The following is a 23,053-nucleotide window of genomic DNA, read 5'->3' on the forward strand; positions in this document are numbered from 1 at the left end:
TTACTTCATAATATTCAATATGTGATATACTTATATTAGATGTCTTAATTAAGGTTATTTTATACTATATAATGAGGTGATATATTCTATGTGGCACACAAAAAATACTACTTCTGTTTTGAAAGATTTGAACGTAGATGAATCTATTGGCTTATCTACTGAAGAAGCTAGGAAGAGACTCGAAAAGTATGGTGAGAATAAATTAGCCAGTAAAAAGAAAAAAAGCATATTTCAGCTTTTCATCGCACAGTTAGCTGACTTTATGATTTATATACTTATAGCCGCTGCTTTTATTTCAGGAATAATGGGCGAAATCAGCGATGCTATAATAATCATTATTGTAATCCTTGTAAATGCAGTGGTAGGGGTTGTTCAAGAATCTAAAGCGGAGAAAGCTTTAGAAGCTTTAAAGGAACTTTCCACTCCAAAGGCTGTTGTAAAAAGAAATGGAGAATTAACAGAGATTCCATCTGAAGAAGTAGTTCCAGGGGATATCGTTATAATAGATGCTGGCAGATATATACCTGCTGACTTAAGATTAATTGAAAGTGCAAATCTTAAAATGGAGGAATCCGCCTTTACAGGTGAATCTGTACCAGCTGATAAAGATGCAAATGCCATAATTGAAGGAAAAGTAGGTGTTGGAGATCAGCACAACATGGTATTTATGTCTACTCTAGCTACATACGGAAGAGGGATAGGTGTTGCCGTTGGTACAGGAATGGATACTGAAATAGGTAAAATAGCAAAAATGCTTGATGAAGAGGTTGAAGATTCTACTCCACTTCAAAAAAAGCTCGAACAGTTAGGCAAGTATTTAGGCATAGGTTCCATCGGAATATGCTTTATCATTTTTATAGTCTCTATGTTCCAAAAAAGAGATGTTTTTGAAATGTTACTTACTTCAATAAGCTTAGCTGTTGCAGCTATACCAGAAGGACTTCCTGCAATAGTAGCAATTGTTTTGGCTATGGGTGTTCAAAGAATGATTAAAGAGAACGCTATTATAAGAAAACTTCCTGCAGTTGAGACTCTTGGTTCAGTTAATATAATATGTTCTGATAAAACTGGAACTCTCACCCAGAATAAAATGACTGTAACTAAATTCTATGCAAATGATAAGTTGCTTCATATAGAGGATTTAGACTTTAACATTGAAACTAATAAGCTATTAATTGAATGTATGATGCTTTGTAACGATGCTACATACTCTGAAAATTCAAAAACAGGTGATCCTACAGAAATTGCTCTTTTAGAAGCTGGTTTTAGGTATGATATTACTAAGGATGTTATAAATGCGGAGCATAAAAGAATTGATGAAGTTCCTTTTGACTCGGATAGAAAACTTATGTCAACAGTTAATTCATATGCTCAAAAATATAAGGTCTTTACTAAAGGTGCTATTGACAGCATTCTAAAGATTTCCACTAAGCTTATGCTTGATGGTGAAATCCTTGATTTAACTGAAAATATGAAAAAAGACATACTAAAAGCTGTAGATTTAATGTCTGACGATGCACTTAGGGTTTTAGCTGGAGCATATAAAGTTATTGACTCTCCACCACATATTGAATTAGATGAAATAGAAAAGGATCTTATCTTCATAGGAATGGTTGGAATGATTGATCCTCCAAGATTAGAAGTTAAAGACTCTATTACATTATGCAAAAAAGCTGGAATTACACCCGTTATGATTACTGGTGATTATAAAAATACAGCCTTTGCCATTGCTAAAGAACTTGGAATTGCAGATAGTCTAAATCAATCAATTTCTGGGGAAGATATCGATAAATTAAATGATGAAGACTTCAGTAATAAAGTAAGAGACTTAAGAGTATTCGCAAGAGTATCTCCTGAACACAAAGTAAAGATAGTTAAAGCTTTCAAGTCACATGGCAATATTGTTTCCATGACTGGTGACGGAGTAAATGACGCGCCATCGTTAAAAGCAGCTGACATTGGTGTAGCTATGGGTATAACAGGTACTGACGTGGCAAAAGGTGCCGCCGACATGGTTCTAACAGATGATAACTTTACAACAATAGTCTCTGCTGTAGAAGAAGGAAGAAACATCTTCAGTAATATAAAGAAATCCATTGTTTTTTTACTTTCTTGTAATCTTGGCGAAATAATAACTCTATTTGTAGCTATACTGTTAAATTGGGACTCTCCACTACTTCCAATACATTTACTTTGGGTAAATCTAATAACCGATAGCTTACCAGCCTTAGCGTTAGGCGTTGATCCTGGTGACAAAGGCGTAATGGATCTTCCACCAAGAAACCCAAAGGAGAGCATCTTTGGAGGAAGTACAAAGTTAATGTTGCCGCTTAACGGAATATTAATAGGAGTATTAACACTAGTGGCTTTTAGGGTTGGCGAGTACCTATATCCAAATTCAGTTCCACATGCCAGAACTATGGCCTTTGTAGTACTTAGTGTTTCACAGTTATTTTATGCATTATCAATCAGAAATGATAGAAAATCCATCTTTCAAATCGGGTTACTTTCTAACAGATTTTTGATTATAGCTATAATAATAGGAATTATCCTACAAGCTTCTGTTATTACAATAACACCTATAGCAGAGTTATTTAAGGTATATTCCCTAACCTTTAAAGATTGGGGATTTGTAATATTACTATCTCTAGTGCCATTGATAATAAATGAATTATTTAAGGTAATTTTAAGGAGCAAGGAACTATAAAAAAACACTGTAGAGTTTTTTAATGAAATCATCTACAGTGTTTTTTATTTTTCATGAAATTATAATAAAGCAGAAATATCTTAGATATAAACTAATTGTTTAAACACTAATTTTTTCTCGAATACACTTCTAAGTGAACGACTCCAGCATCGTCTTTTTCGCTTAAAACCATTATGTCTCCATATTGATCTGTTCTAAAGACATTGCATTTGATATCTGTAAGGTTTTTTACCACTTCACTATTAGGGCTTTCTTCGCCATTAGAAGTTATTATTGCAACGCTTGGCTTAACCCTTCTCGCAAAATCCTTATATGTTCCACTGCCAATTCCATGATGAGCAACTTTCAAAACATCTATATCCTTAATTTCTTTGTTTTTCATAATTTGCTTTTCTAAATCTCTTTCAGCATCTGCCATAAATAGATACCTTAAATCAGCTATTTCTCCTAAGAGTACCATTGAATTATTATTTTCTAGAACCTTACTTGGTTTTGTTGGGGTAAGAGCTTTAAGATGTATATCGTTATGTTCTAGATACCATCCAGCCTTTACATATTCATATTTTACCTTGGAGGCTTCTACAACTTTCATAACTTTTCCTTTTTCATTTTTATTTACACAAAACTCTGGGAGCATCAGATGTGACACCTTTACAGATTTCAAAACAGCTTCAAGCCCACCAAAATGATCATTGTGATAGTGTGTAAGTATTACATAATCTAGTTTATCAATTGATTCACTTTTTAGATGCGCTATTAGCTTGGAACTATATTCTTCAACTCCAGTATCAATAAGAACATTAAAATCTTTACTAAGTATCAATATTACATCACTTTGCCCAGTGCTTAACACCTGAACTCTTGTAACGTTTGAAAGATTCTCAATTCCAAACACCTTGAAACTTGTAGTAAATAGAAATAAAATCATGATTGCGATTACTTTCTTGCTAAATTTTCTCATATGTATGAACCTCCTTTTTTCCTTTGATAATAGTATGGTTCATATAACTTCTATAGATACACAAGTTTATCAATTAATTTATATTTTCATATACTATTGTAACGACTTATAATAAACCTCATTTATGCATATACTAATAAACGTGGTTTTAATTAAAGTAAAAATAGGTAGCCTTAGCTACCTATTTGTCTATTAATTTTGTTCCATTTTCGTCTTGACTTATAATTCCTTCTCTCATAAGCCCACCCAATGCCATTTTAAAGTAATTTTTGCTCGAGTTAAAAACTTCTTTTATAACATCTGGTGAAGACTTATCGTTATATTTCATAGCCCCACCGTTATCTTTAAGATATTGTAATATCTTTTCTTGAAGCACACTTCTTTCTTCAAGCTTTTGTCTTCTAGGGGTTAGACCAACTTTCCCATCCTCATATATTTTCTTTACTCTTGCCTTTATTTCATCGCCAGGCCTTACGTCAGAGAAATACTCGTTATTAAGAATCACGCCCCTGCATAAACCATTTACTGCTACCATAAGAGAACCATTTGTCTGATATCCATATACAATACCAGTTGTTTCTTCACCTAAGGTAACATCTTCCCATATATCAAGCGCTCTATCAATATCAGTTGTTGCAGCTAATCTCTTCGTTTTATCTTCATATATGTAGAACAAATATTTCTTTCCTATTTCTAGTTTATATTTCTGTTCCCTTATAGGTACAAATATATCTCTTTCAAGACCAAAGTCAATAAATGCACCTAGCTCTGTTATAGATTTAACTTCTAGATATGCTACAGTATGAATAGTTGCAAGAGGTGTCTTAAGAGTGGCAATAAGCCTATCTCTAGAATCTCTGTATATAAAAGCATGAACCTCTTCACCTACTGCAAGTTTTCTGTCTAGGGTATTTCCGTATGGTAACAATATACCATCATCAGTTCCACTTAAATAATATCCAACTGAACTTTCTCTTACAACCTCTAGATTGTTAAAATCACCTAATTTAATCATACATCCTCCGTACTTTACTTATATTTTTTTGAAAGGTTTATATATCTCTCTGCAGATGCACCTATGTTCCTAATTTCCTCTTCTGAAAGTTCCCTTATAACTTTCGCAGGAGAACCAAAACATAAGACACCCGAAGGTATATTTTTATTTTCTGTTACTATGCTGCCTGCCCCTATTATTGTATTTTCTCCAATTGTTGCTCCATTTAGTACTATTGACCCCATTCCAATCAAAACATTATCACCTATTGTGCAGCCATGAATAATTGAATTATGCCCTATAGTAACATTTTTTCCAATCACTACTGGATTATTAGTGTCTACATGCACAGTACTGTTATCTTGAATATTTGATCTCTCATCTATACTTATACTATTAATATCACCACGTATAACTGTGCCAAACCAAATACTTACATCTTGCTGTATGTCTACTTTACCTATTATATCTACATTATCTGCAATATAAGCCTCATCATGTATTTTTGGATAAACTTTATCAAATGAATACTTCATTTTATATCGCCTCCTATGCATGACTATTATTTTACCATAGTAAATGTTTTATAGCCATATTTTATAAGACTAAATTTTATTTAAGCTTATTTTTAATTAAAAAGTGGATTTATAGTTCCTAATAAAATTTATTATTTATATTCAATTAGAGGTTAATAAAAATAAGAAACAATAATATTATATAATAAAGCAATTTATAGGAGTCATAATTTGAGCAAACATAGGAAACATAGATCAGAGGATTTACAAAATTTTGATTCAAAGAATATTAAAATCTTATATGGAATACCTCACTGCCACACTAATATATCAACCGGAAAATGTTCAGCTGTAGAAGCCTTAGAATATGCCAAAAAAAACAGGCTAGACTTTTTAATAATAACTGATCATAATCGATATTTCTCAAGTAACTCACATAAAGAGCATAACTCCAAATGGGATGAGTTAAAGAAATCATTGGATAGATTTAATAAAAAAAATGAAGACTTTGTAGGAATAGTTGGTTTTGAGGCAAGTTCCAACCCTTGGGGACACCTAAATATAGTTAATTCATCATCATGTTTTTCAGGAGTTATTAGAAACTTTAACAACTTAATGCTCTGGATGATTTCCAATGGAAATTGTTATATATCAATTAATCACCCTGGAAGTATCGTAGAACAGATACCTTTTAGTCCTTTTTTAAATAAGTTTATTAATACAATAGAAGTAGGAAATGGCTCTTATCCAAGTAAGTATCATAGATATTCAAAAAGATATTTCTCAATGCTTGATAAAGGTTGGATGCTCGGAGCAGTAAATGCTCAGGATAATCACCAAATAAACTTTGGAGACACTGAAAATCTAACTGGAGTATTAGTAAACAAGTTAGATAAAACCTCAATAATAAATTCTCTAAGAAATAGAAGATGCTTTTCTAGTGAGTCTAGAACGCTAAAATTTTATTTTACCATTAATAATTCCTTCATGGGAGAAGAGCTTATTATTGAAAAGAATATTAATCTAAATTTTTATATCCATGCAGAAGATAGAGTCAACATCATCGAACAAGTTCAAATAATAACCTCTGGAGGAAGAATACTTAAGACTCTAAAAGAAATCTCTCTCCATAATGTAAAATACTCAATTTCACTTCCTGCTACTGAGAAAGAGAGATGGTACGTAATTAAGCTACTTCAAAAAAATAATAGGGAAGCAATAAGTTCTCCTATCTTTATAAAAATAAAAAACTCCTGACGGAGTTTTTTATTTTTTATCCTTATTCATATTCTTAACCCTATTAGGTTTAGCTTTAGGTCTTATAGTAACTTTGTTTTCTTGTTTTTTCTTTGCAGTGCCTTGATGTATCTCCATGAACCATAATAATAATATTACAAATAAACCTGAAGACACTGTACTTGCTATAGTAGTTTGAATTTTTAATACAATAGGTAAAATAAATACTACAATTGCGATACCCAAGACTATCCATTTACTGATATTTATTTTACCCAAAACAAATATCTTCAAAAGATTAAATATAGCTAAAACAACTACGGCAAATAACAAAAGAAATCCAATATTTTTAGCAAGTTCCATTCTACCACTCCTCTAATCTAGCAAAATTAACATCTTATAATCTATATTAGACGAAAATCTAAACATTTTCAATAGAATAAGTTTAACTTGTATAGGTTTAATATTTATTATGTATTTAAATTTGATTTATAAAAAATTTAGTTGTAAAATAGATACTTACATCATTTTCTTCTATAATCAAGATTATGCAATTACTTTACAATAATTATGAAGAAAATGATGATTATAAAAAATAGTGCAGTATTATTTTAACTTTTTAGTAGAATTAAAATGCTTTTTTTGATAAAATATAAATTGAGTATATAGATACTTACACTAATAGGATATAAAACATAGAAGAGGTGAATTTTTGCTTATGCAAAATGTTAATTTGGATGAATTAGATTTACAGATATTAGATATTTTAATTAAAGATTGTAGAACTCCTTATTTAGAAATAGCAAGAATGTGTCATGTTAGCGGTGGAACTATCCATGTTAGAATGAAGAAGATGGAAGACTTAGGAATAATAACTGGGACAAGGATTCTTTTAAATCTTCCAAAACTAGGTTATGACGTTTGTTGCTATGTAGGTATTTATGTAGATAAAACATCATCTTTTTCTTCAGTATTTGATGAATTATCTAAAATAAAAGAAGTTGTTGAACTTCACCTTATTACAGGAAATTATTCTGTATTTGCAAAAGTAATTTGCAAGAGCATTTCTGACCTTCAAGATATATTAATGAATAAAATAAATACAGTTACAGGTATTGAAAGAACAGATACATTTATATCATTGTCACAACCTATAGATCGTAACATACAACTTTAAAGAGCTGATCGGCTCTTTTTTTACTGTTTTTGGGACTTTTTTATTTTCCATTAAACTTCTTTTTTATTACTACATAATTTATATTTTTTCGGAAAAAATATAAGAGAAAAGTAAGTAAAGGAGTGATTTAAATGAAAACTCTAGATATAATAGCATTAGTTCTAGTCATAATTGGTGCAATAAACTGGGGACTAATTGGCTTCTTCCAATTTGACTTAGTAGCTGCTCTATTTGGTAATATGACAGCTATAAGTAGAGTTATATATGCCCTTGTTGGTATTGCAGGACTTTATGCCATTTCATTTTTTGCAAAAGATAGATACACAAGCACAAATAGTAATAATAACTGTGAATAATTAATAATAAATCCCCTTATTAAATAAGGGGATTTATTATGTATAAAAATATACTAAAACTTATCCTTTTCAAATAACATCTAAATTAATAATAAATTTCACATAACACTTCATAAAATAATTATTTTAGCTTTAATAAATAAAAATAAAATTGTTTTTCCAACAGCTTAATAAATCCCATCTAGACTTCACACAATATTTTCATAACAAGATATAATACTTTCACAAATATTTTAACACCTCTAAACTTCCATAATTCTTATAATATTATGCTTAATTACTTATATAATACATAATATTTACACTTTTTTAAATCAATATTAATAAATATAGTATATAATAGATAGTAAATGTCTACAATTTTCAAAAGGAGGTGAATTATGCTTATACAACTACTAAATGGATTTTCCATGTATGAAATAGTTTTTTTCTTTGCTATTTACTCTTTTTTAGGGTGGTGCATTGAAGTTGCTTACGCTTATACAAATAGAGGTTACTTTGTAAACAGAGGTTTTTTATATGGTCCATTCTGCCCAATTTATGGACTAGGATTTGTATCAATTATTGTTTTTCTTGACAATTACAAAGATAACTTGATTGCATTATATTTATTATCTACGTTACTAACATCTATAATAGAGTATGTTACAGGCTATCTATTAGAAAAAATATTCAAATCAAAATGGTGGGACTACACCGAAGACCCATTTAATCTACATGGTAGAATATGTCTTCATTTTTCATTAGCTTGGGGACTTGCTGCAGTTGCAATTGTAAAAATAATTCATCCTATTTTCTTCATTTTCGTAAATATCTTACCTTTAAATGTAGGTATTTATGTTTTTTACGTGCTTGTCAGCTATTTTATGATAGACTTAATTCTAACTATTAGTTCCTTAATCCAACTTAATATAATCCTCTCTAAATTGACATTTATAAGTGGAGAGTTAAAAAGAAGATACTCATATATAGTGTCTGTAACTAAAGAAAAGGCTATAGGAACTGCTCAAGATATGGAAGAAGGATTTAGAGATTTAATTGATAGTTACAATAAAAATCTATCAAAAATTAATTTTAACCATAAACGTCTTATAAAAGCTTTTCCTAATATGAAATCAGCTTATTTTGACACTATAATAACTGAATTAAAAGAAAAAATCTCATCATTAAGAGATTTAATAAAATAAAGGTATATCAGTATTAATACTGGTATACCTTTATTTCTGTATTTTAAAATTAAAGTGATTTTATAAGTTCAAACAATTCAAGTGCTGCAGTCTTAGGTCCATTTTTTTCAAGCCCTGATACTGCTAAACAAGTCTTTATTTGTCCAACCTTTATACCATCTTCAAAACTTCTGTTAAAGTATTGATCAATTAATATATCAGTTTCTGCTTGCTTTTGTGCTGGTCCAAATGGGTTTGCGAAATATGATGTAACCAATCCTGTTTCAGTAGTTGTACCTTTAGCCATTCTTGCCCCAGCTTTAAATACCTCGATTGCTTTTGCAGGAGACTCAAATAATTCAATGGCATTTCCGCCTTGCTCTATTCTCTCATAATTGTTGGCATAAAGTAAAATATCTACTTTGTAACCTTTAACAATCTCTTTATAAGTTGAAACTGGCATTACAAGTCTTGCATTTATCTTATCAGGATTCATAAATATACTTCTATCGATTTCTTTAAATGCATATCCTTGATCTAAATCGTCGAGTCTAACAAAAGCCCCTACTTCAGTTCCATACCCAAAAACGCCTTCATTTTTCAGCTTAAATGATCCCATATCATCAAACACTACTGTCATTTCACTTACGTGATCTTCACTTAAGGCTCTGAATGCTTCTAAGCTTTCTGACTTACCTGCTCCACTATCTCCTATAATTACTACATTAGCGTTCTTACCATTTTTAAGAACTATATTTACCATTGCACCATGTATTGGTAAATACCCTCTTTTTATCATTATAAGATTGTGTAAAGTCAAACACATCTTTTTCATATATCCAAAATAATCTATATTTTCATTATGGTTAACATAACCATACATTATATCATTCTTCTTATCTTCGTAGAAAACTGTTCTAAGATCTTCTGTATCTTCTTCCACACCAAAAGTGTATACAATATCAGGTTTTCTTCCTTTATATTCATCTTCTCTTGCAAGTTCAAATAAGTTACTTAAAGTTATACCATGTTCCATGAAATCCCTGTGGAAGTAAACAAAAGCTAAAAGTTCTCCAATTTTTGCTGGGTAACAGAACCAATTATCTTTTTCTATCTTTCCATGCACTAAAGGATTCTCATAAACTTCAGTAAACATACCATCTCTTGTATTTTTCTTAGGATATGTTATAAAAGGAGTTTCTAATGCTATTGTTTCAATAAACGGAACATCTTGTAAAACCTTATATTCCTCTGGAACTGTCCATATAGGATTATTTATAAGAATACATGCGTTACCACCTGCTGGTAGTTGTCTAAATATATTTGGCATTGTTCCTATTACGTTCTTTTCTATAGTTCTATAAAAATTTAATATAAGCATTGAGAATTGAGAATTCGCATCTAAAAAGCTTACTGATGCAATTCCATCTCTGATTCTATTATTATGAATAATCGTATATCTCTCTAATCTTCTCCAGAAAGAATAAATGTCTTCAATTATGGCAAAAAATCCTTCTCTATCCTCAATTATTTTTTCAACATCCTCATTGTAAGAGATTATTTCATCAGCGCTCATTATAGTTAATAATTGAAAGGTTCTTACTAGAGCTTTTCTGATTTCTCTTGTGTCTTTAGTCCCCAATTGTTGTGCAAGTAATTTATAACTATGGGAGTTTCTCACTTGAGCTTTCTTTAAAAACGTATCTAATACCCTTTTAAATCCATAGCTTTGCAATAAGCTTTCATAATTACTGCAATATTTCTCTGTAAAATTAATTGTTACCTTATCATTGCTCATTGAAAATTCTTTACGCATTTTCGGCCCCCTCATGCATGATTTTTTTTTATAAATTGCATATTCATAATAAATACATAAACCTTATCTCGATTATACCATAACTTATGCAATTTAACCAACACCTTTTTTCATTTTCTTTCATATTAGCATATTCATTTATCACTTAAACTGCTATCATTTAATAGTATTTTAACTTGTTCCTAAATTGATTTTTGAAATTTTATTAAATGCAACTAGCTTTTTATTAAAAATACTTTCAATTTCTAAACAAAATCTTACTATAATAATATTTGCTTTTATAATAAGAAAAAAACACTAAATAGATTGTTAATAAAACCCATCAATCTATTCAGTGCTTCTATTTTAGGCCTCTAGTCTCATCTTCTTCAAATTTGCTTCTATCTTATCGTGTATTATTGTTGCTAGTTCTCTTTGTTCTTCTTTAGTAAGTTTATCTGGATATATTGGTTCATCAAATATTATCTTTATATTAGCACTTTTAAATTTCTTTTTTTCTTCATACCCTTTATATGAGCCATCTATTGTTACAGGCACAATTGGAACATTAGCTTTTGTAGCAAGCTTCAAGCTTCCTTTTTTAAATTCCTTAAGTTTACCATCTTTTGCTCTAGTTCCTTCGGGAAAGATTGCCATTGAATAACCTTGTTGAAGATTTTCAACACCTTTGTTTATAACATTTATAGCTTCTCTTATATTCTCTCTATCGATAGGCACGCTATGTACAGCCTTGAGCCATTGTCCTAATATCGGAACCTTTAGCAATTCCTTCTTAGCAATAAATCCTATTAGTCTATCTGCATTTAGCACCAAAGTTGGAATGTCGAATAAACTTTGATGGTTCATTACAAATACGCATGGTCCTTCTGGGATATTTTCCACTCCAACTGAATCAACTTTATGATTTAATATATTGATACTAAATTTCGCCCATGCAACATACTTATTTCTTACATATTTGTCTGCAGCTTTTTCGCCTCCAAATTTCTTAAGAACAAATATAACTCCACCTCTAAAGAATTCTAAAATCATGTACAGCCCATACCAAATCATCAAAAAATAAATTTTCACTATATTACACCTCAAACCTTTTCTTATATCTTGCATATATTATTATACTTGGATGAATTATTTAAAGCAAGATTTCAGTATTTTACCTTTACATTTAGCTAACTTGATAATAAACTATTTTTGTTAAGGTTGCTTTTATTATAATATATATTTATGTATAACACACTATATTAACTTATTATTGGAAAGGATTATCATGAAAAAACTATTTAAATTACCTATTTTATTAATTCTATTACTATCGCTATTTATAGCTGGGTGTTCTAATTCAAAAACAGATATCAGCACTTCAAATAATTTAACTTCTGGAAAGCTTGTAGTTCATTATATAGATGTTGGGCAAGGTGATTCAATTTTAATTCAAACTAAGGATAAGAATTTTCTTATAGATGCTGGTCCTAAAGAAAATGAAGATAAGTTATTATCATACTTAAAGAAAATAAACATCAAAAGATTAGATTATGTTGTAGCAACTCATCCACATGAAGACCATATTGGTGGTATGACTAATATAATTAAAACCTATGATATTGGTAAGTTTTATGCGCCTAAGGTAACAAATACAACTAAAACATTCCAGAACATGTTACTTGCATTAAAAGACAAAAATAAGAATATTAATGTAATAAAACCTGGAATGGGCGACGATATAGATTTAGGAGAAAATACCAAAGTCGAAGTTTTCTCTCCAAACAGCTCAAAGTACGATGATCTTAATAACTATTCACCAATTATCAAGGTTACTTATGGAAAGAATTCTTTTCTTTTCACAGGAGATGCTGAAAAATTAGAAGAAAGTGAAGTGCTTCAAAAAAAATATGATATTAAAGCAGATGTTCTAAAGGTAGGTCATCATGGCAGCAGTAGTTCTACTGGAAAGGATTTTCTCTCTAAGGTTTCTCCTTCAATAGCTGTCATATCATGTGGAAAAGGAAATGATTATGGTCATCCCCACAAAGAAACTCTAAAGACTCTTGAGGATGCTAAAGTAAAAGTATACAGAACCGATATATCTGGTACAATAGTAATTACTTCAGATGGAAACAATATAGCCGTAAAGTAATCCCATTAATACTTTAACGTTTCAATGAATTAAACTTAAAATCAATTAAAACATAATATAAAATAACAGCACCTGTATTATTCATTAATACAGGTGCTGTTATTATCTCCCTCATCTACTTTTATGTATTTGTTCCAATTCATACATATATGAAAGAGATTGACCACGTCTTGCTCATTATATTGTAATATTTTATCAACCTTTTCCTTTGGCATTCTCAGTATATAATCTTTGTCCTTTATAACCTTATGGAAAGTCTTGGCTAGGTTCGAACCACTCATTAGCTCGCCTTCCCTAACTATATCAAACTTCTTCTCTAAGGCTTTAAGACCGATACCCATTTTTATAAGCTTTTCATATTCTTTTTGAATATCTACTGAAACAAAATAATCATCAAACTTAAACTCAACTCCATATTGATTAAATAGGTAATTAATAACAGTAAAATCGTTATTTCCAGAAAAAGTAACTATGTATCTTTTCCCTTCTTCGTAGGCTTTTATAAAATACTTTTGAGCTAAAATAAGTATATCTCTTATTTCGTACTTATTTTCTATCATATATTGAGTAACTAAAAGTTCTGTTTTTTCCTTATCATATATGCAGGCTCCAAAAACACCAACACATTTAGGTTTCTTATAAACATAGTGCTCTAAATCAAAGAATATTGATTTAGAGCAATCATACTCTTCATCATTGACTTTAATGATGAAACTATCATCAATTTCCCCTACGGGTACATCTCGCTCCTTTATTATCACTTTATCACTCTTTCCTTATAGAATTTCAAATCTGTCAGGTTTTAAACTATAAATAAGATCTTTTCTTTCAACTATAATATTTATCTTCTCTTTAACCTCCTTATTATTTTGTATTTTATTTAGCAATTCTCTTGTTGGATTTATACAGTAAGGGTTTTTTACAAGACTCATCATTGTAAAATCTCCTGCAGTATCACCATAAGCAAAACTATTATCTAACTCTATATCATATTTATTTACAAAACAATTTATAGCTTCCATTTTGCTTTTATGATCCCACATAGGCATCACATCACCAGTATATCTCCCTTTACTATCTAATAAATACTTTGCACCCTCATAATCATCGAATCCGTGTTTTAAAGACATTTCTTTAACCAACTCTTCTGGACTACCTGAAATAGTTATAAGCATGTGCCCTTGTTCCTTATGCCACTTAATTCTGTCTCTTGAAAAAGTATATAGTCTTTCACCTTTTTGTTCAATTACTTTTTTTGCAATAAATTCTATTTGATGTTTGTAAAGACCTTTTATTGCTTCAAGATATATATCAATCATCTTTATTAAGTATCCATCATAGTCCCCCTGTCTTTTATCCCATTTCAAAAATTCAGGTCTAACTTCATTATACCATTTTTCTGACTCTATTATTTCATATTTTATCATTTTCTTGAACATTTCTGTTATTAAGCCTTCTCTATATAATGTTCCATCAATATCAAAAAACGCTGCTATCTTCTTCATATTATCCCTCCTATAAATTATAGTTCAATTATTAGTACTTTGTATAATTTTGCATACTATTATATATTGAAACTTATTACAAAGTAAAGTTATGTTTATATTTTAACAATTATTTATTGTTAATAGCACTTGTTTTATAATAATTATTATTAACGCTTTCAATATTTACTAAATATATTATTATCTTATTCAGCAATTTAATTGTACTAACAAATTATTTTCTTAATATTCTTTATTTTAAAAATATTATTATTTTGTGTATTACCTTGACTTTTTATTAACAGGGTGGTATTATTTTCTTGAGAATGATTTTCAATGTGAGGTGGAAAGAATGTGCGTTTACGATTTAAGGCCAGGTCAAGTTGGTGTTGTGGACAAGATTTCTGGTGATGATAAATTAGTTAAAAGATTGCTAGCGCTAGGTTGTATCGAAGGAACTGAAGTAACTCTTAAGAGAGTAGCTCCTTTAGGTGATCCACTAATAATAAATTTAAGAGGTTTCAACATAGCAATAAGAAAAAATGATGCAAAAAACATACTACTAAAGAAGTAATTAATGTTTAAAGAGGAGGATTTTTGATGACTACAGTAGCACTATTAGGGAACCCAAATGTGGGTAAAACTACTCTTTTCAACGCGCTGACTGGCTCAAATCAATATGTAGGAAACTGGCCTGGTGTAACAGTAGAAAAAAAAGAAGGTAAGTTTAATAACATAAAAATTGTAGATTTACCTGGAATTTACGCCATGGACACATTTTCAAATGAAGAAAAAGTATCAAAAACTTTTTTAGAAAACGAAAATGTAGATTTAATAATTAATATAGTTGATGCTTCAAACCTAGATAGAAATCTATATTTGACACTTCAACTTAAACAATTTAAAAAACCTATAGTTGTCTTACTAAATATGGTTGATGTTGCTGAAAAGAAAGGTTTTAAAATTGACTATAAAGCCTTAGAAGAAAAACTTAAGATTAAAGTTATTCCAATGGTTGCTTCAAAGAAAAAAGGCATTGATCATGTAAAGAACATGTTAGTCAACAATGAATTACCTCTAACTATAGATGATAATGACTATTATTTCAACTCTGAAAAGGATGCTTATAATTTTATAGATGGAATTATAGATTCTTCAAGAATGAAGAACGGAAAAGGAAATCTTTCTTTTACTGATAAAATTGATAGAATAGTACTTAATCCATTTTTAGCATATCCAATTTTTATCGCAATTATGATATTTATGTTTCAATTTACTTTCGCTTGGGTAGGCCAACCCCTTGCAGATTTATTAGATGGAATTTTAAATAATAATTTAATTCCTTTTTTATCTAATCTTTTATCAGGAACAGCACCTTGGTTTCAATCGTTAATTGTTGATGGCATAGTTGCTGGTGTAGGTGGAATAATGACATTCTTACCTATAATCATGGCATTATTCTTATGTGTTTCAGCGTTAGAAGACAGTGGATATATGGCAAGATCAGCATTCATAATGGATAGCCTTATGAGAAAAGCTGGACTTTCAGGAAAAGCTTTCATTCCAATGCTTATGGGATTTGGTTGTAATGTTCCAGCAATAATGTCAGCAAGAACACTTGAAAGTGAAAAAGATAGAAAACTTACAGCTTTACTAATTCCACTTATGAGTTGTAATGCAAGACTACCAATATATGCAGTATTTGCTCCACTTTTCTTTGGTTCAAAAGCAGGACTAGTTGTAGGAGGTCTATATTTCCTAGGTATCGTCGTAGCCTTCCTTGTTGGTATGTTGTTTAAAAACACTTTATTCAAAAAAGATGAGGAACCATTTATAATTGAATTACCAGAATATAAAATTCCTGAATTTAGAACAGTTATGAAAAACACTTGGGATAAGGGTAAGGGCTTCTTAGCAAAGGCTGGTACAATAATATTTGCTATGACGGTTTTAATATGGCTTTTACAAAGCTTTAACTTCACTGGTAAGGTTAATGATATAAACCAAAGCTTCTTATTTAATATAGGTAATTTATTAGCTCCAATTTTCGCACCTTTAGGTTTTGGAAACTGGCAAGCTTCAGTTGCATTATTAACTGGTATTTTAGCAAAAGAGACTGTAGTTTCTACTATGACCGTTATATACGGTGGTAATTTAGATGCTGCTGTAGCTTCAACTTTTACTACAGTAAGTGCATTAGGATTTATGGTATTCGTGTTGCTTTACACTTCATGTGTTACAGCCTTAGGTACTATGAAAAAAGAGTATGGTACAAAAATGGCAGTTTTCTCAGCAAGTTATCAATTCGTACTTGCTTGGGTAGGAGCATTTGTAGTATTTACTATCGGCAATTTAATATTTTAAAGAAGGTGTTTATATGGAAATACTAATAACTCTTATAATTGTAGCATTAGCAGGTTTTATATTATTTAAAAATGTAAAAAGTTCAGCTAAGGGAGAATGTAATTGTAGTAGCAATAGTAGTTGCTCCGCAACACATTGCCCAAAATACGAGTCAAAAATCAGCACTATTCCTATAAAAAAGTGAGCATCATAGATGCTCACTTTTTTTATTTTCTAAAATCTCTTCTATCTTATTCATATTTACTTTATTTTGTATTAACTCATAAATAATTCTTGAGGCTACTTTTTTAGGCATATTAAGCAACATAGACTTGTCAAAAGATATTCCCTTTTTTCTAATCAAGTATTTAATATATTGCTTCTGATTCTTCGAAAGCATATCATCTCTTTTTAATCCTCTATCTTCTATATCCTGGAGGATTAAAAACAATAGAGGTAGATTCGATACATCTTCTTGATTATGAAGAATTATCTTATTCTTTATAGCTTCATCTCCAGTACTTAAATATTCGAAGTATGCATCTCTGCATTCCTTTCCATTGAAGCTATCTTCTCTTTGAATCCCTAGATATTTCTCCATATCTTTCAAAGAATACCCATCTAAATCCAATGAATTTCTATAGGGAGATATCTCCCTGTAGAAATCTATATGCTTATCTATAATCGGAGTTTCAAATCCGTTAATCGAAAGTCTTTGAAATATAAACGGTTCATCAAATGCTAATCCATTGAATGTACACCATATGTTTTTTCCTTTAATTAATTTCAAAAACTTTTCTAACAACTGTTTCTCTTCATTGTATTCACAAAATAAAATTTCATTTGTAAATGTTTTATTTTCAAACTTACCCACTGAGACAGCAAAAACCTTATTATTTATTTTATCAAAGCCGGTTGCCTCTATATCAATAAACGCTATATTTTTGAAGTCATATTTATTATACAAAGCCCTATCAAGTTTCAATACATTTTGAGTTGTTACAAGTTCCATATCTACATCTTCTCAACTGTTTCTATGCCTATCAATCCTAGGCCATTTTTTATTACTTGGCAAGTTGCTTCTACTAACTTTATTCTTGCACTCTTTAATTTCATATCATCCACATTTGAAACAGAATGTGCATTGTAGAACTTGTTAAAAGCTTTTGCTACATCAATTACGTACCTAGTTACAACAGAAGGTTCAAGTTTTTCTATTGCATATAATATACTATTTTGGAATCCATCTAATGTTTTTACAAGTTCAAATTCTTCCTTTGATTGTAGCATTGAGAAGTCACTTTCTTCTGTTATCTCTCCTACTTTTCTTAATATACTCTTAGCTCTTGCATAAGTATATTGGACATATGGACCAGTTTCACCTTCAAAGTTAAGAATTTCTTTCCAATCAAATACTATATCTCTTTCTCTGCTATTTCTTAAATAAGTAAATACAACTGCACCTATCCCTACCTTTTGAGCTACTACTTCTTTATCCTCAAGTGTTGGATTCTTTTCGTTTATTACTTCCAAGGTCTTCGAAACAGCTTCTGACAATAATTCATCTAGAAGTATTACATCACCTTTTCTAGTAGATAACTTTTTCTCAGCAAATCTTACTATACCAAATGGTACGTGCACACAGTTTTTAGCCCAATCGTGTCCTGCTAGTTCTAAAACCTTAAATACCTGATTAAAATGTAGTGACTGATCCTTTCCAACTACATATATAGCCTTTGAAAAATCATAAGTTTTCTTTCTATACATTGCAGCTGCAAGATCCCTAGTTGCATATATAGATGCCCCATCTGATTTTAATACAATGCATGGAGGCATGTTGTACTCATCTAACATAACAACTTTAGCTCCGTTGCTTTCAACTAATAGACCTTTTTCTTCAAGCTCTTTTACTATACTATCCATTTTATCGTTATAGAAACTTTCTCCAGCCCAAGAATCAAAGTCTACATTTAAAATTTCATATATTTTGTTAAACTCTTTCAATGATAAGTTTCTAAATCTCTCCCAAAGAGCAACAGCTTCACTATCACCATCTTCAAGCTTCTTAAAGTACATTCTTCCTTCATCTTCTAGTGATGGGTCCTTTTCTGCTTCATCGTGGAATTTTACATATATTCTTAATAATTCTGCTATTGGATGTTTCTCTAATGCTTCTTCATCAACCCATTTTTTATAAGCAGATATAAGTTTTCCGAATTGTGTTCCCCAATCACCTAAATGGTTTATTCTTTCAACATCATATCCTTCAAAAGAAAACATTTTGTATAAAGAATTACCTATTACTGTAGTAGAAAGATGACCAACATGGAATGGTTTTGCAATGTTTGGTGATGAGTATTCCACTATTATATTTTGGCCATCACCTATCGTTGATGAACCATAGCATTCTTTTTCTTCTAATATCTTACTTACAGTATTTTTTGTAAAAGTTCCTTTGTCTACAAAAAAGTTGACATATGGTCCTAAGTTTTCTACCCTTTCATATCCTTCTACATTTATCTTATCCTTCAGTTCTGCTGCAATTATATTTGGAGCTTTCTTTAAAGTCTTGGCTAACTGAAAACATGGAAATGCGAAATCACCCATCTCTGGTCTTGGTGGTACTTCAATTAATCCTTCTAATGTATTTACATCTATTTCTAAATGCTCTTTTAATCTTTCAGCTGTAAGTTTCTTATAATCCATTATATCTCCTCCTGTATATCTTATATAAAAATCCTAAGGCCACTAGCCATTGATTTTATTTCGTACTCAACTATTACAATTTGTTCATCTACTTTTCTAACCTATATTTAAAAAACTTTCAGTCTAATAAATTGTATTCTTTAACTTATATTATATTTTAGGTTTTTTACCCATATTTATCCACAGATATCTTTGAATTATAATTTCCTAAAGAATAAAAAAAGCTCATCTCTTTTTTTAGAGACGAACTTATATCCGCGGTACCACTTCTATTGGTTTAAAAAACCCACTCATATATTTAACGCATATTGCGGCATGCCCTAATTTTATTTTCAAGCAGCATCTCCAAGGCTCTCTTCCTTTAATCTTATCTTACAGGGCTTACACCATCTCCTGTTCGCTTTAAGACTCGAATAAAGTACTCTTCTTTTCTTAGACTTTAATTATTTAATTATTTATATTATATCCAAAAAAAAATTTTTTTGTCAATATGGAATTTTTATTTCCAAAATTTCCTCTCAAAACTCATCAGTGTTGAAAATAGTTTTAAAATAATAATTCAAAAGCAGTTGAAAACTTTTAGTTTTTTATATACTATTTTATTATATGTTACATTAAGGAGATTTGTCTATGAAAAGATTTGGGGTAATTGATCTTGGCTCTAATTCAGTACGAGTAATGCTTGCACAAGTTGAAGATACAGGCTACTTTAAGATAATTGATGAAATAAAAGAAACTATAAGACTTGGAGAAGATATTTCTAAGACCTCCTCTATTTCAGCAGAAAAGATCGAAAAAACTTTAGCAACACTAAAAGCTTTTAAATCTCTATGCATTGAATCTGGCGCATCTGAGATAATATTAGTTGCAACAGAAGCATTAAGATGTGCTACTAACAAAAAAATTCTTAAGGATAAAATAAAAAAGGATTTATCTTTAGATATAAGAATCTTGAATTTTGATGAAGAAATCTATTATAATCACCTAAGTATAAAGAATAGCCTTTACTATAATAATGCTCTTATGGTAGATATAAGTGGTAACCATACTCATTTAGCTTGGATAAGAAATAATGAGATAATTAAAAAAATAACTATACCTTTAGGTTGTATAAATATTTCAAACGACTATGATCTTACTGATGTTATTACTTATAATAATACTTTAGCTGCAAATAAATTTGTTCAGGATACTATTAAAAATATACCTTGGCTTTTTGAAACAGAATTTGAAAGTATAATAGGAATTGGAGGAACTATAAGAAATATTGCAAAAATACAAAAGCATACAAAAAGATATCCTATAGGAACATTACATAATTATTCATTTGATGATTATGACGTCTGTCAGATATATAATCTTTTAAAATGTAAAAACCTAAAAGGACGAAGTAAGGTAGAAGGATTATCAGTTGATAGAGCCGATGTAATATTTGGCGGCCTCATTCTTTTAAATAAATTAGTAGAGCTTCTTTCAATAAAAAACATCAAAATTTGTGGAAGAGGTCTTAGGGAGGGTATAGTCCAGGAATATCTTAATAATAATTATACAACTGCCTGGAATGACATACTGGACTATAGCATTGAAGGCATAATTGAGACTCTTAATATAAATAAAAAACACGCTCAAAAAGTTTACAGCATTACAAAAAAACTTTTTGAAGCCTTAAAACCCATTCACAAACTTGGCGATGAATATAACAATATAATTAAAACATCTTCCCTTCTGCACGATTGTGGTATCAGTATAAGGTATTATGACCATCATATACATTCGTTTTATATTATACTTAATTCTGCTATAAGCGGTCTTTCACACAGAGAGATTTTAATGAGTGCATTAGTTGCATCTATGCATCGAAACAACAATTATCAGCTTCCTTTTATAAAATTTACAAGTATCGTCAATAGATTGGATATAGAAGCTGTTGAAAGCATTGGAATATTATTAAGAATTGCTGAAGGTCTTGATAGAAGCTTAGAAGGAGCCGTAAATGATTTTGATGTCACAATTACTGATGATACTATTACCCTAATTTTGAAATCAGAATCTGAGCTTATTTTAGAAATTGGCCAAGCGATGAGAGCCGTAAATAAATTTCACGAAATATATAGGAGAAATTTGATTGTATTAAAGCAAAACTAGTAGTTGTTTGAATTTATTATATTTTGAAAATATCTTTCAGATTTCAATCAGCCCTATATAAGTTCTCCCAAAGCTTATCTTATTCATTTATAAACTTTGGGAGGATTTTTAATTTTTATTATTCTATTTCAGGTAAATTATCTAAGTTATTTTTTTTTGTGCCATCAGGGTAACTTCTAAGGTATTTTTCTCCTTTACGAGAAGTTGAGACCTGTACTCCACTTATTTCCCCTTCTTTAGCTAAGCTAATTGCTTGCTCTTTCTCTAATATTTCTCCGCTATCAAGCTTATACGCTTCAATTTCATCATTACTATCTTTTATAACTCCTACTATAGTTCTTGTTGAATTTTCACTCATCTTTATCACTCCTTTATATAACTTATACAAAATAAACTTAATTATTGATCTTAGGTTAAATTGTTTGTATTGTACAAACCAACAATTTAAAAATTCATTTACCATTATCCAAAGAGCTTGAAATCCAAGTTTTATCAGTAATTCATATGATTTATTTATATTTGAATAATGTATTTATTTATTTTATTATTAATCTTTCTTACACTTTTTATGTATTGTATATTAACACTTGTTTAATAACTGTAATTTTTCCTAGCAAAATAAAAATAGAGACTATCATATATGTTATATATAATAGTCTCCAATATTTTAAGACTTAAGTCTTGCAATTAAAAACATTGTTTTCATCCCTAAAGAAGTAAACTTTGCTTCGTATTCGGTCATAATATTTTCTTTGAACTCATCATTATGCAAATCATATGTTAGGTATTCTAATGTAAAACCACTCTCTTTAAAGTATTCTTGTGATTCTTCAAAAAGCCCTATATCATCTGTTTTAAACCAAATCTCGCTATTAGGCTTAAGAAAAGTTTTATATATCTTTAAAAAACTGCTATGTGTAAGTCTTCTCTTCTTATGTCTTTCTTTAGGCCATGGATTACAAAAGTTTATATAAATCTTGCTTATTTCGTCTTTATCAAATACATCTCCAATAAAAGATATATTCATAGGTATGAGCCTTACATTAGGCACCTCAGCCTCATTTACCTTTTTAAGAGCGTAAATTAATACTTCATCCTTTAAATCAATGGCAACATGATTTATATTAGGGTTTTTAGTAGCTTTTTCGCTTACAAATTTACCTCTGCCACATCCTAATTCCAAATGTACCGGATTGCTATCGCCAAATGCTTCATTCCATCTTCCTTTAAATTCCGACGGATTAGTAACAACATTTTTTGCCTCTTCTAATTCTGGTCTTGCCCACCATTTTTTCCTAAGTCTCATATTTTCC

The 23,053-nt window shown here is 30.0% G+C and carries 22 protein-coding genes and 1 other annotated feature; of the genes, 10 read left to right on the forward strand and 12 right to left on the reverse strand.

The features are described 5' to 3' along the window. Nucleotides 1–88 precede the first annotated feature (88 nt). Nucleotides 89–2,707 (forward strand): calcium-translocating P-type ATPase, PMCA-type, encoded by a 2,619-nt coding sequence (locus tag OCU55_RS10885; RefSeq protein ID WP_261852344.1) that lies wholly within the window; start codon nt 89–91, stop codon nt 2,705–2,707. 106 nt (nt 2,708–2,813) lie between these two features. On the opposite strand, the gene OCU55_RS10890 is transcribed toward OCU55_RS10885, so the two are convergent. From OCU55_RS10890 to OCU55_RS10900, 3 genes are all read right to left on the reverse strand, one after another. Beyond that, nucleotides 2,814–3,668, reverse strand: a complete 855-nt coding sequence (locus tag OCU55_RS10890) for a ComEC/Rec2 family competence protein (protein ID WP_261852345.1) — start codon at nt 3,666–3,668, stop codon at nt 2,814–2,816. Nucleotides 3,669–3,849: 181 nt separating this feature from the next. Then, nucleotides 3,850–4,683: a CvfB family protein gene (locus tag OCU55_RS10895; protein ID WP_261852346.1), complete on the reverse strand. Its 834-nt coding sequence runs from the start codon at nt 4,681–4,683 to the stop codon at nt 3,850–3,852. A 14-nt stretch (nt 4,684–4,697) separates the two neighbouring features. Continuing rightward, nucleotides 4,698–5,198 carry a gamma carbonic anhydrase family protein gene (locus OCU55_RS10900; RefSeq protein WP_261852347.1) on the reverse strand — a complete coding sequence of 167 codons (501 nt, stop codon included), beginning with the start codon at nt 5,196–5,198 and terminating at the stop codon, nt 4,698–4,700. A 210-nt stretch (nt 5,199–5,408) separates the two neighbouring features. Here OCU55_RS10900 and OCU55_RS10905 point away from each other — a divergent pair, with 210 nt between their 5' ends. After that, nucleotides 5,409–6,434: a CehA/McbA family metallohydrolase gene (locus tag OCU55_RS10905; protein ID WP_261852348.1), complete on the forward strand. Its 1,026-nt coding sequence runs from the start codon at nt 5,409–5,411 to the stop codon at nt 6,432–6,434. 9 nt (nt 6,435–6,443) lie between these two features. Here OCU55_RS10905 and OCU55_RS10910 read toward each other — a convergent pair whose 3' ends face one another. After that, nucleotides 6,444–6,776 (reverse strand): hypothetical protein, encoded by a 333-nt coding sequence (locus tag OCU55_RS10910; protein ID WP_261852349.1) that lies wholly within the window; start codon nt 6,774–6,776, stop codon nt 6,444–6,446. 355 nt (nt 6,777–7,131) lie between these two features. On the opposite strand from OCU55_RS10910, the gene OCU55_RS10915 reads away from it, so the two are divergent. From OCU55_RS10915 to OCU55_RS10925, 3 genes are all read left to right on the forward strand, one after another. After that, the gene (locus OCU55_RS10915) at nt 7,132–7,590 is read left to right on the forward strand and encodes an Lrp/AsnC ligand binding domain-containing protein (protein ID WP_183276733.1); all 459 of its coding nucleotides are present in this window, start codon (nt 7,132–7,134) and stop codon (nt 7,588–7,590) included. A 131-nt stretch (nt 7,591–7,721) separates the two neighbouring features. After that, on the forward strand, nt 7,722–7,946 hold the full coding sequence (locus OCU55_RS10920) for a DUF378 domain-containing protein (RefSeq protein ID WP_261852350.1): 225 nt from the start codon (nt 7,722–7,724) through the stop codon (nt 7,944–7,946). Between the two features lie 380 nt (nt 7,947–8,326). Continuing rightward, nucleotides 8,327–9,133, forward strand: coding sequence for a putative ABC transporter permease (locus OCU55_RS10925; RefSeq protein WP_261852351.1), 807 nt, complete (start codon nt 8,327–8,329; stop codon nt 9,131–9,133). Between the two features lie 49 nt (nt 9,134–9,182). Here OCU55_RS10925 and OCU55_RS10930 read toward each other — a convergent pair whose 3' ends face one another. Both OCU55_RS10930 and OCU55_RS10935 read right to left on the reverse strand, forming a co-directional pair. Beyond that, nucleotides 9,183–10,928 carry a phosphoenolpyruvate carboxykinase gene (locus OCU55_RS10930; RefSeq protein ID WP_261852352.1) on the reverse strand — a complete coding sequence of 582 codons (1,746 nt, stop codon included), beginning with the start codon at nt 10,926–10,928 and terminating at the stop codon, nt 9,183–9,185. A 345-nt stretch (nt 10,929–11,273) separates the two neighbouring features. Continuing rightward, a complete protein-coding gene (locus OCU55_RS10935) occupies nt 11,274–11,999 on the reverse strand; it encodes a lysophospholipid acyltransferase family protein (protein WP_261852353.1) in 726 nt (241 codons plus the stop codon). Nucleotides 12,000–12,195: 196 nt separating this feature from the next. On the opposite strand from OCU55_RS10935, the gene OCU55_RS10940 reads away from it, so the two are divergent. After that, complete coding sequence (locus OCU55_RS10940; RefSeq protein WP_261852354.1) at nt 12,196–13,062, forward strand: ComEC/Rec2 family competence protein; 867 nt, start codon at nt 12,196–12,198, stop codon at nt 13,060–13,062. A 77-nt stretch (nt 13,063–13,139) separates the two neighbouring features. On the opposite strand, the gene OCU55_RS10945 is transcribed toward OCU55_RS10940, so the two are convergent. Together OCU55_RS10945 and OCU55_RS10950 are read right to left on the reverse strand one after the other, a co-directional pair. Beyond that, nucleotides 13,140–13,823, reverse strand: a complete 684-nt coding sequence (locus OCU55_RS10945; protein WP_261852355.1) for a ribonuclease H-like domain-containing protein — start codon at nt 13,821–13,823, stop codon at nt 13,140–13,142. A gap of 15 nt (nt 13,824–13,838) precedes the next feature. Next, on the reverse strand, nt 13,839–14,567 hold the full coding sequence (locus OCU55_RS10950; RefSeq protein ID WP_261852356.1) for an HAD-IB family hydrolase: 729 nt from the start codon (nt 14,565–14,567) through the stop codon (nt 13,839–13,841). A 331-nt stretch (nt 14,568–14,898) separates the two neighbouring features. Here OCU55_RS10950 and OCU55_RS10955 point away from each other — a divergent pair, with 331 nt between their 5' ends. The 3 genes from OCU55_RS10955 to OCU55_RS10965 are packed head-to-tail and all read left to right on the forward strand — an operon-like array spanning nt 14,899 to nt 17,094. Beyond that, nucleotides 14,899–15,120 (forward strand): FeoA family protein, encoded by a 222-nt coding sequence (locus OCU55_RS10955; protein ID WP_200274054.1) that lies wholly within the window; start codon nt 14,899–14,901, stop codon nt 15,118–15,120. 26 nt (nt 15,121–15,146) lie between these two features. Continuing rightward, complete coding sequence (gene feoB / locus OCU55_RS10960) at nt 15,147–16,910, forward strand: ferrous iron transport protein B (RefSeq protein ID WP_261852357.1); 1,764 nt, start codon at nt 15,147–15,149, stop codon at nt 16,908–16,910. 13 nt (nt 16,911–16,923) lie between these two features. Then, nucleotides 16,924–17,094, forward strand: a complete 171-nt coding sequence (locus OCU55_RS10965) for a FeoB-associated Cys-rich membrane protein (protein WP_261852358.1) — start codon at nt 16,924–16,926, stop codon at nt 17,092–17,094. 3 nt (nt 17,095–17,097) lie between these two features. Here the strand turns inward: OCU55_RS10965 and OCU55_RS10970 are convergent, their stop codons facing one another. Together OCU55_RS10970 and argS are read right to left on the reverse strand one after the other, a co-directional pair. Beyond that, the gene (locus tag OCU55_RS10970; protein ID WP_261852359.1) at nt 17,098–17,901 is read right to left on the reverse strand and encodes a ribonuclease H-like domain-containing protein; all 804 of its coding nucleotides are present in this window, start codon (nt 17,899–17,901) and stop codon (nt 17,098–17,100) included. 2 nt (nt 17,902–17,903) lie between these two features. Further along, complete coding sequence (argS, locus tag OCU55_RS10975; RefSeq protein ID WP_261852360.1) at nt 17,904–19,595, reverse strand: arginine--tRNA ligase; 1,692 nt, start codon at nt 19,593–19,595, stop codon at nt 17,904–17,906. Nucleotides 19,596–19,831: 236 nt separating this feature from the next. Then, nucleotides 19,832–20,038 (reverse strand) — a binding site (T-box leader). 187 nt (nt 20,039–20,225) lie between these two features. Here argS and OCU55_RS10980 point away from each other — a divergent pair. Beyond that, complete coding sequence (locus OCU55_RS10980) at nt 20,226–21,740, forward strand: Ppx/GppA phosphatase family protein (protein WP_261852361.1); 1,515 nt, start codon at nt 20,226–20,228, stop codon at nt 21,738–21,740. A gap of 118 nt (nt 21,741–21,858) precedes the next feature. On the opposite strand, the gene OCU55_RS10985 is transcribed toward OCU55_RS10980, so the two are convergent. Both OCU55_RS10985 and trmB read right to left on the reverse strand, forming a co-directional pair. Beyond that, complete coding sequence (locus OCU55_RS10985; protein WP_261852362.1) at nt 21,859–22,098, reverse strand: DUF3892 domain-containing protein; 240 nt, start codon at nt 22,096–22,098, stop codon at nt 21,859–21,861. Between the two features lie 309 nt (nt 22,099–22,407). Beyond that, complete coding sequence (gene trmB, locus OCU55_RS10990) at nt 22,408–23,046, reverse strand: tRNA (guanosine(46)-N7)-methyltransferase TrmB (RefSeq protein WP_261852363.1); 639 nt, start codon at nt 23,044–23,046, stop codon at nt 22,408–22,410. Nucleotides 23,047–23,053: the final 7 nt, after the last annotated feature.

The organism is Clostridium folliculivorans, from assembly GCF_024341905.1.
Lineage (GTDB): Bacteria > Bacillota > Clostridia > Clostridiales > Clostridiaceae > Clostridium_AR > Clostridium_AR folliculivorans.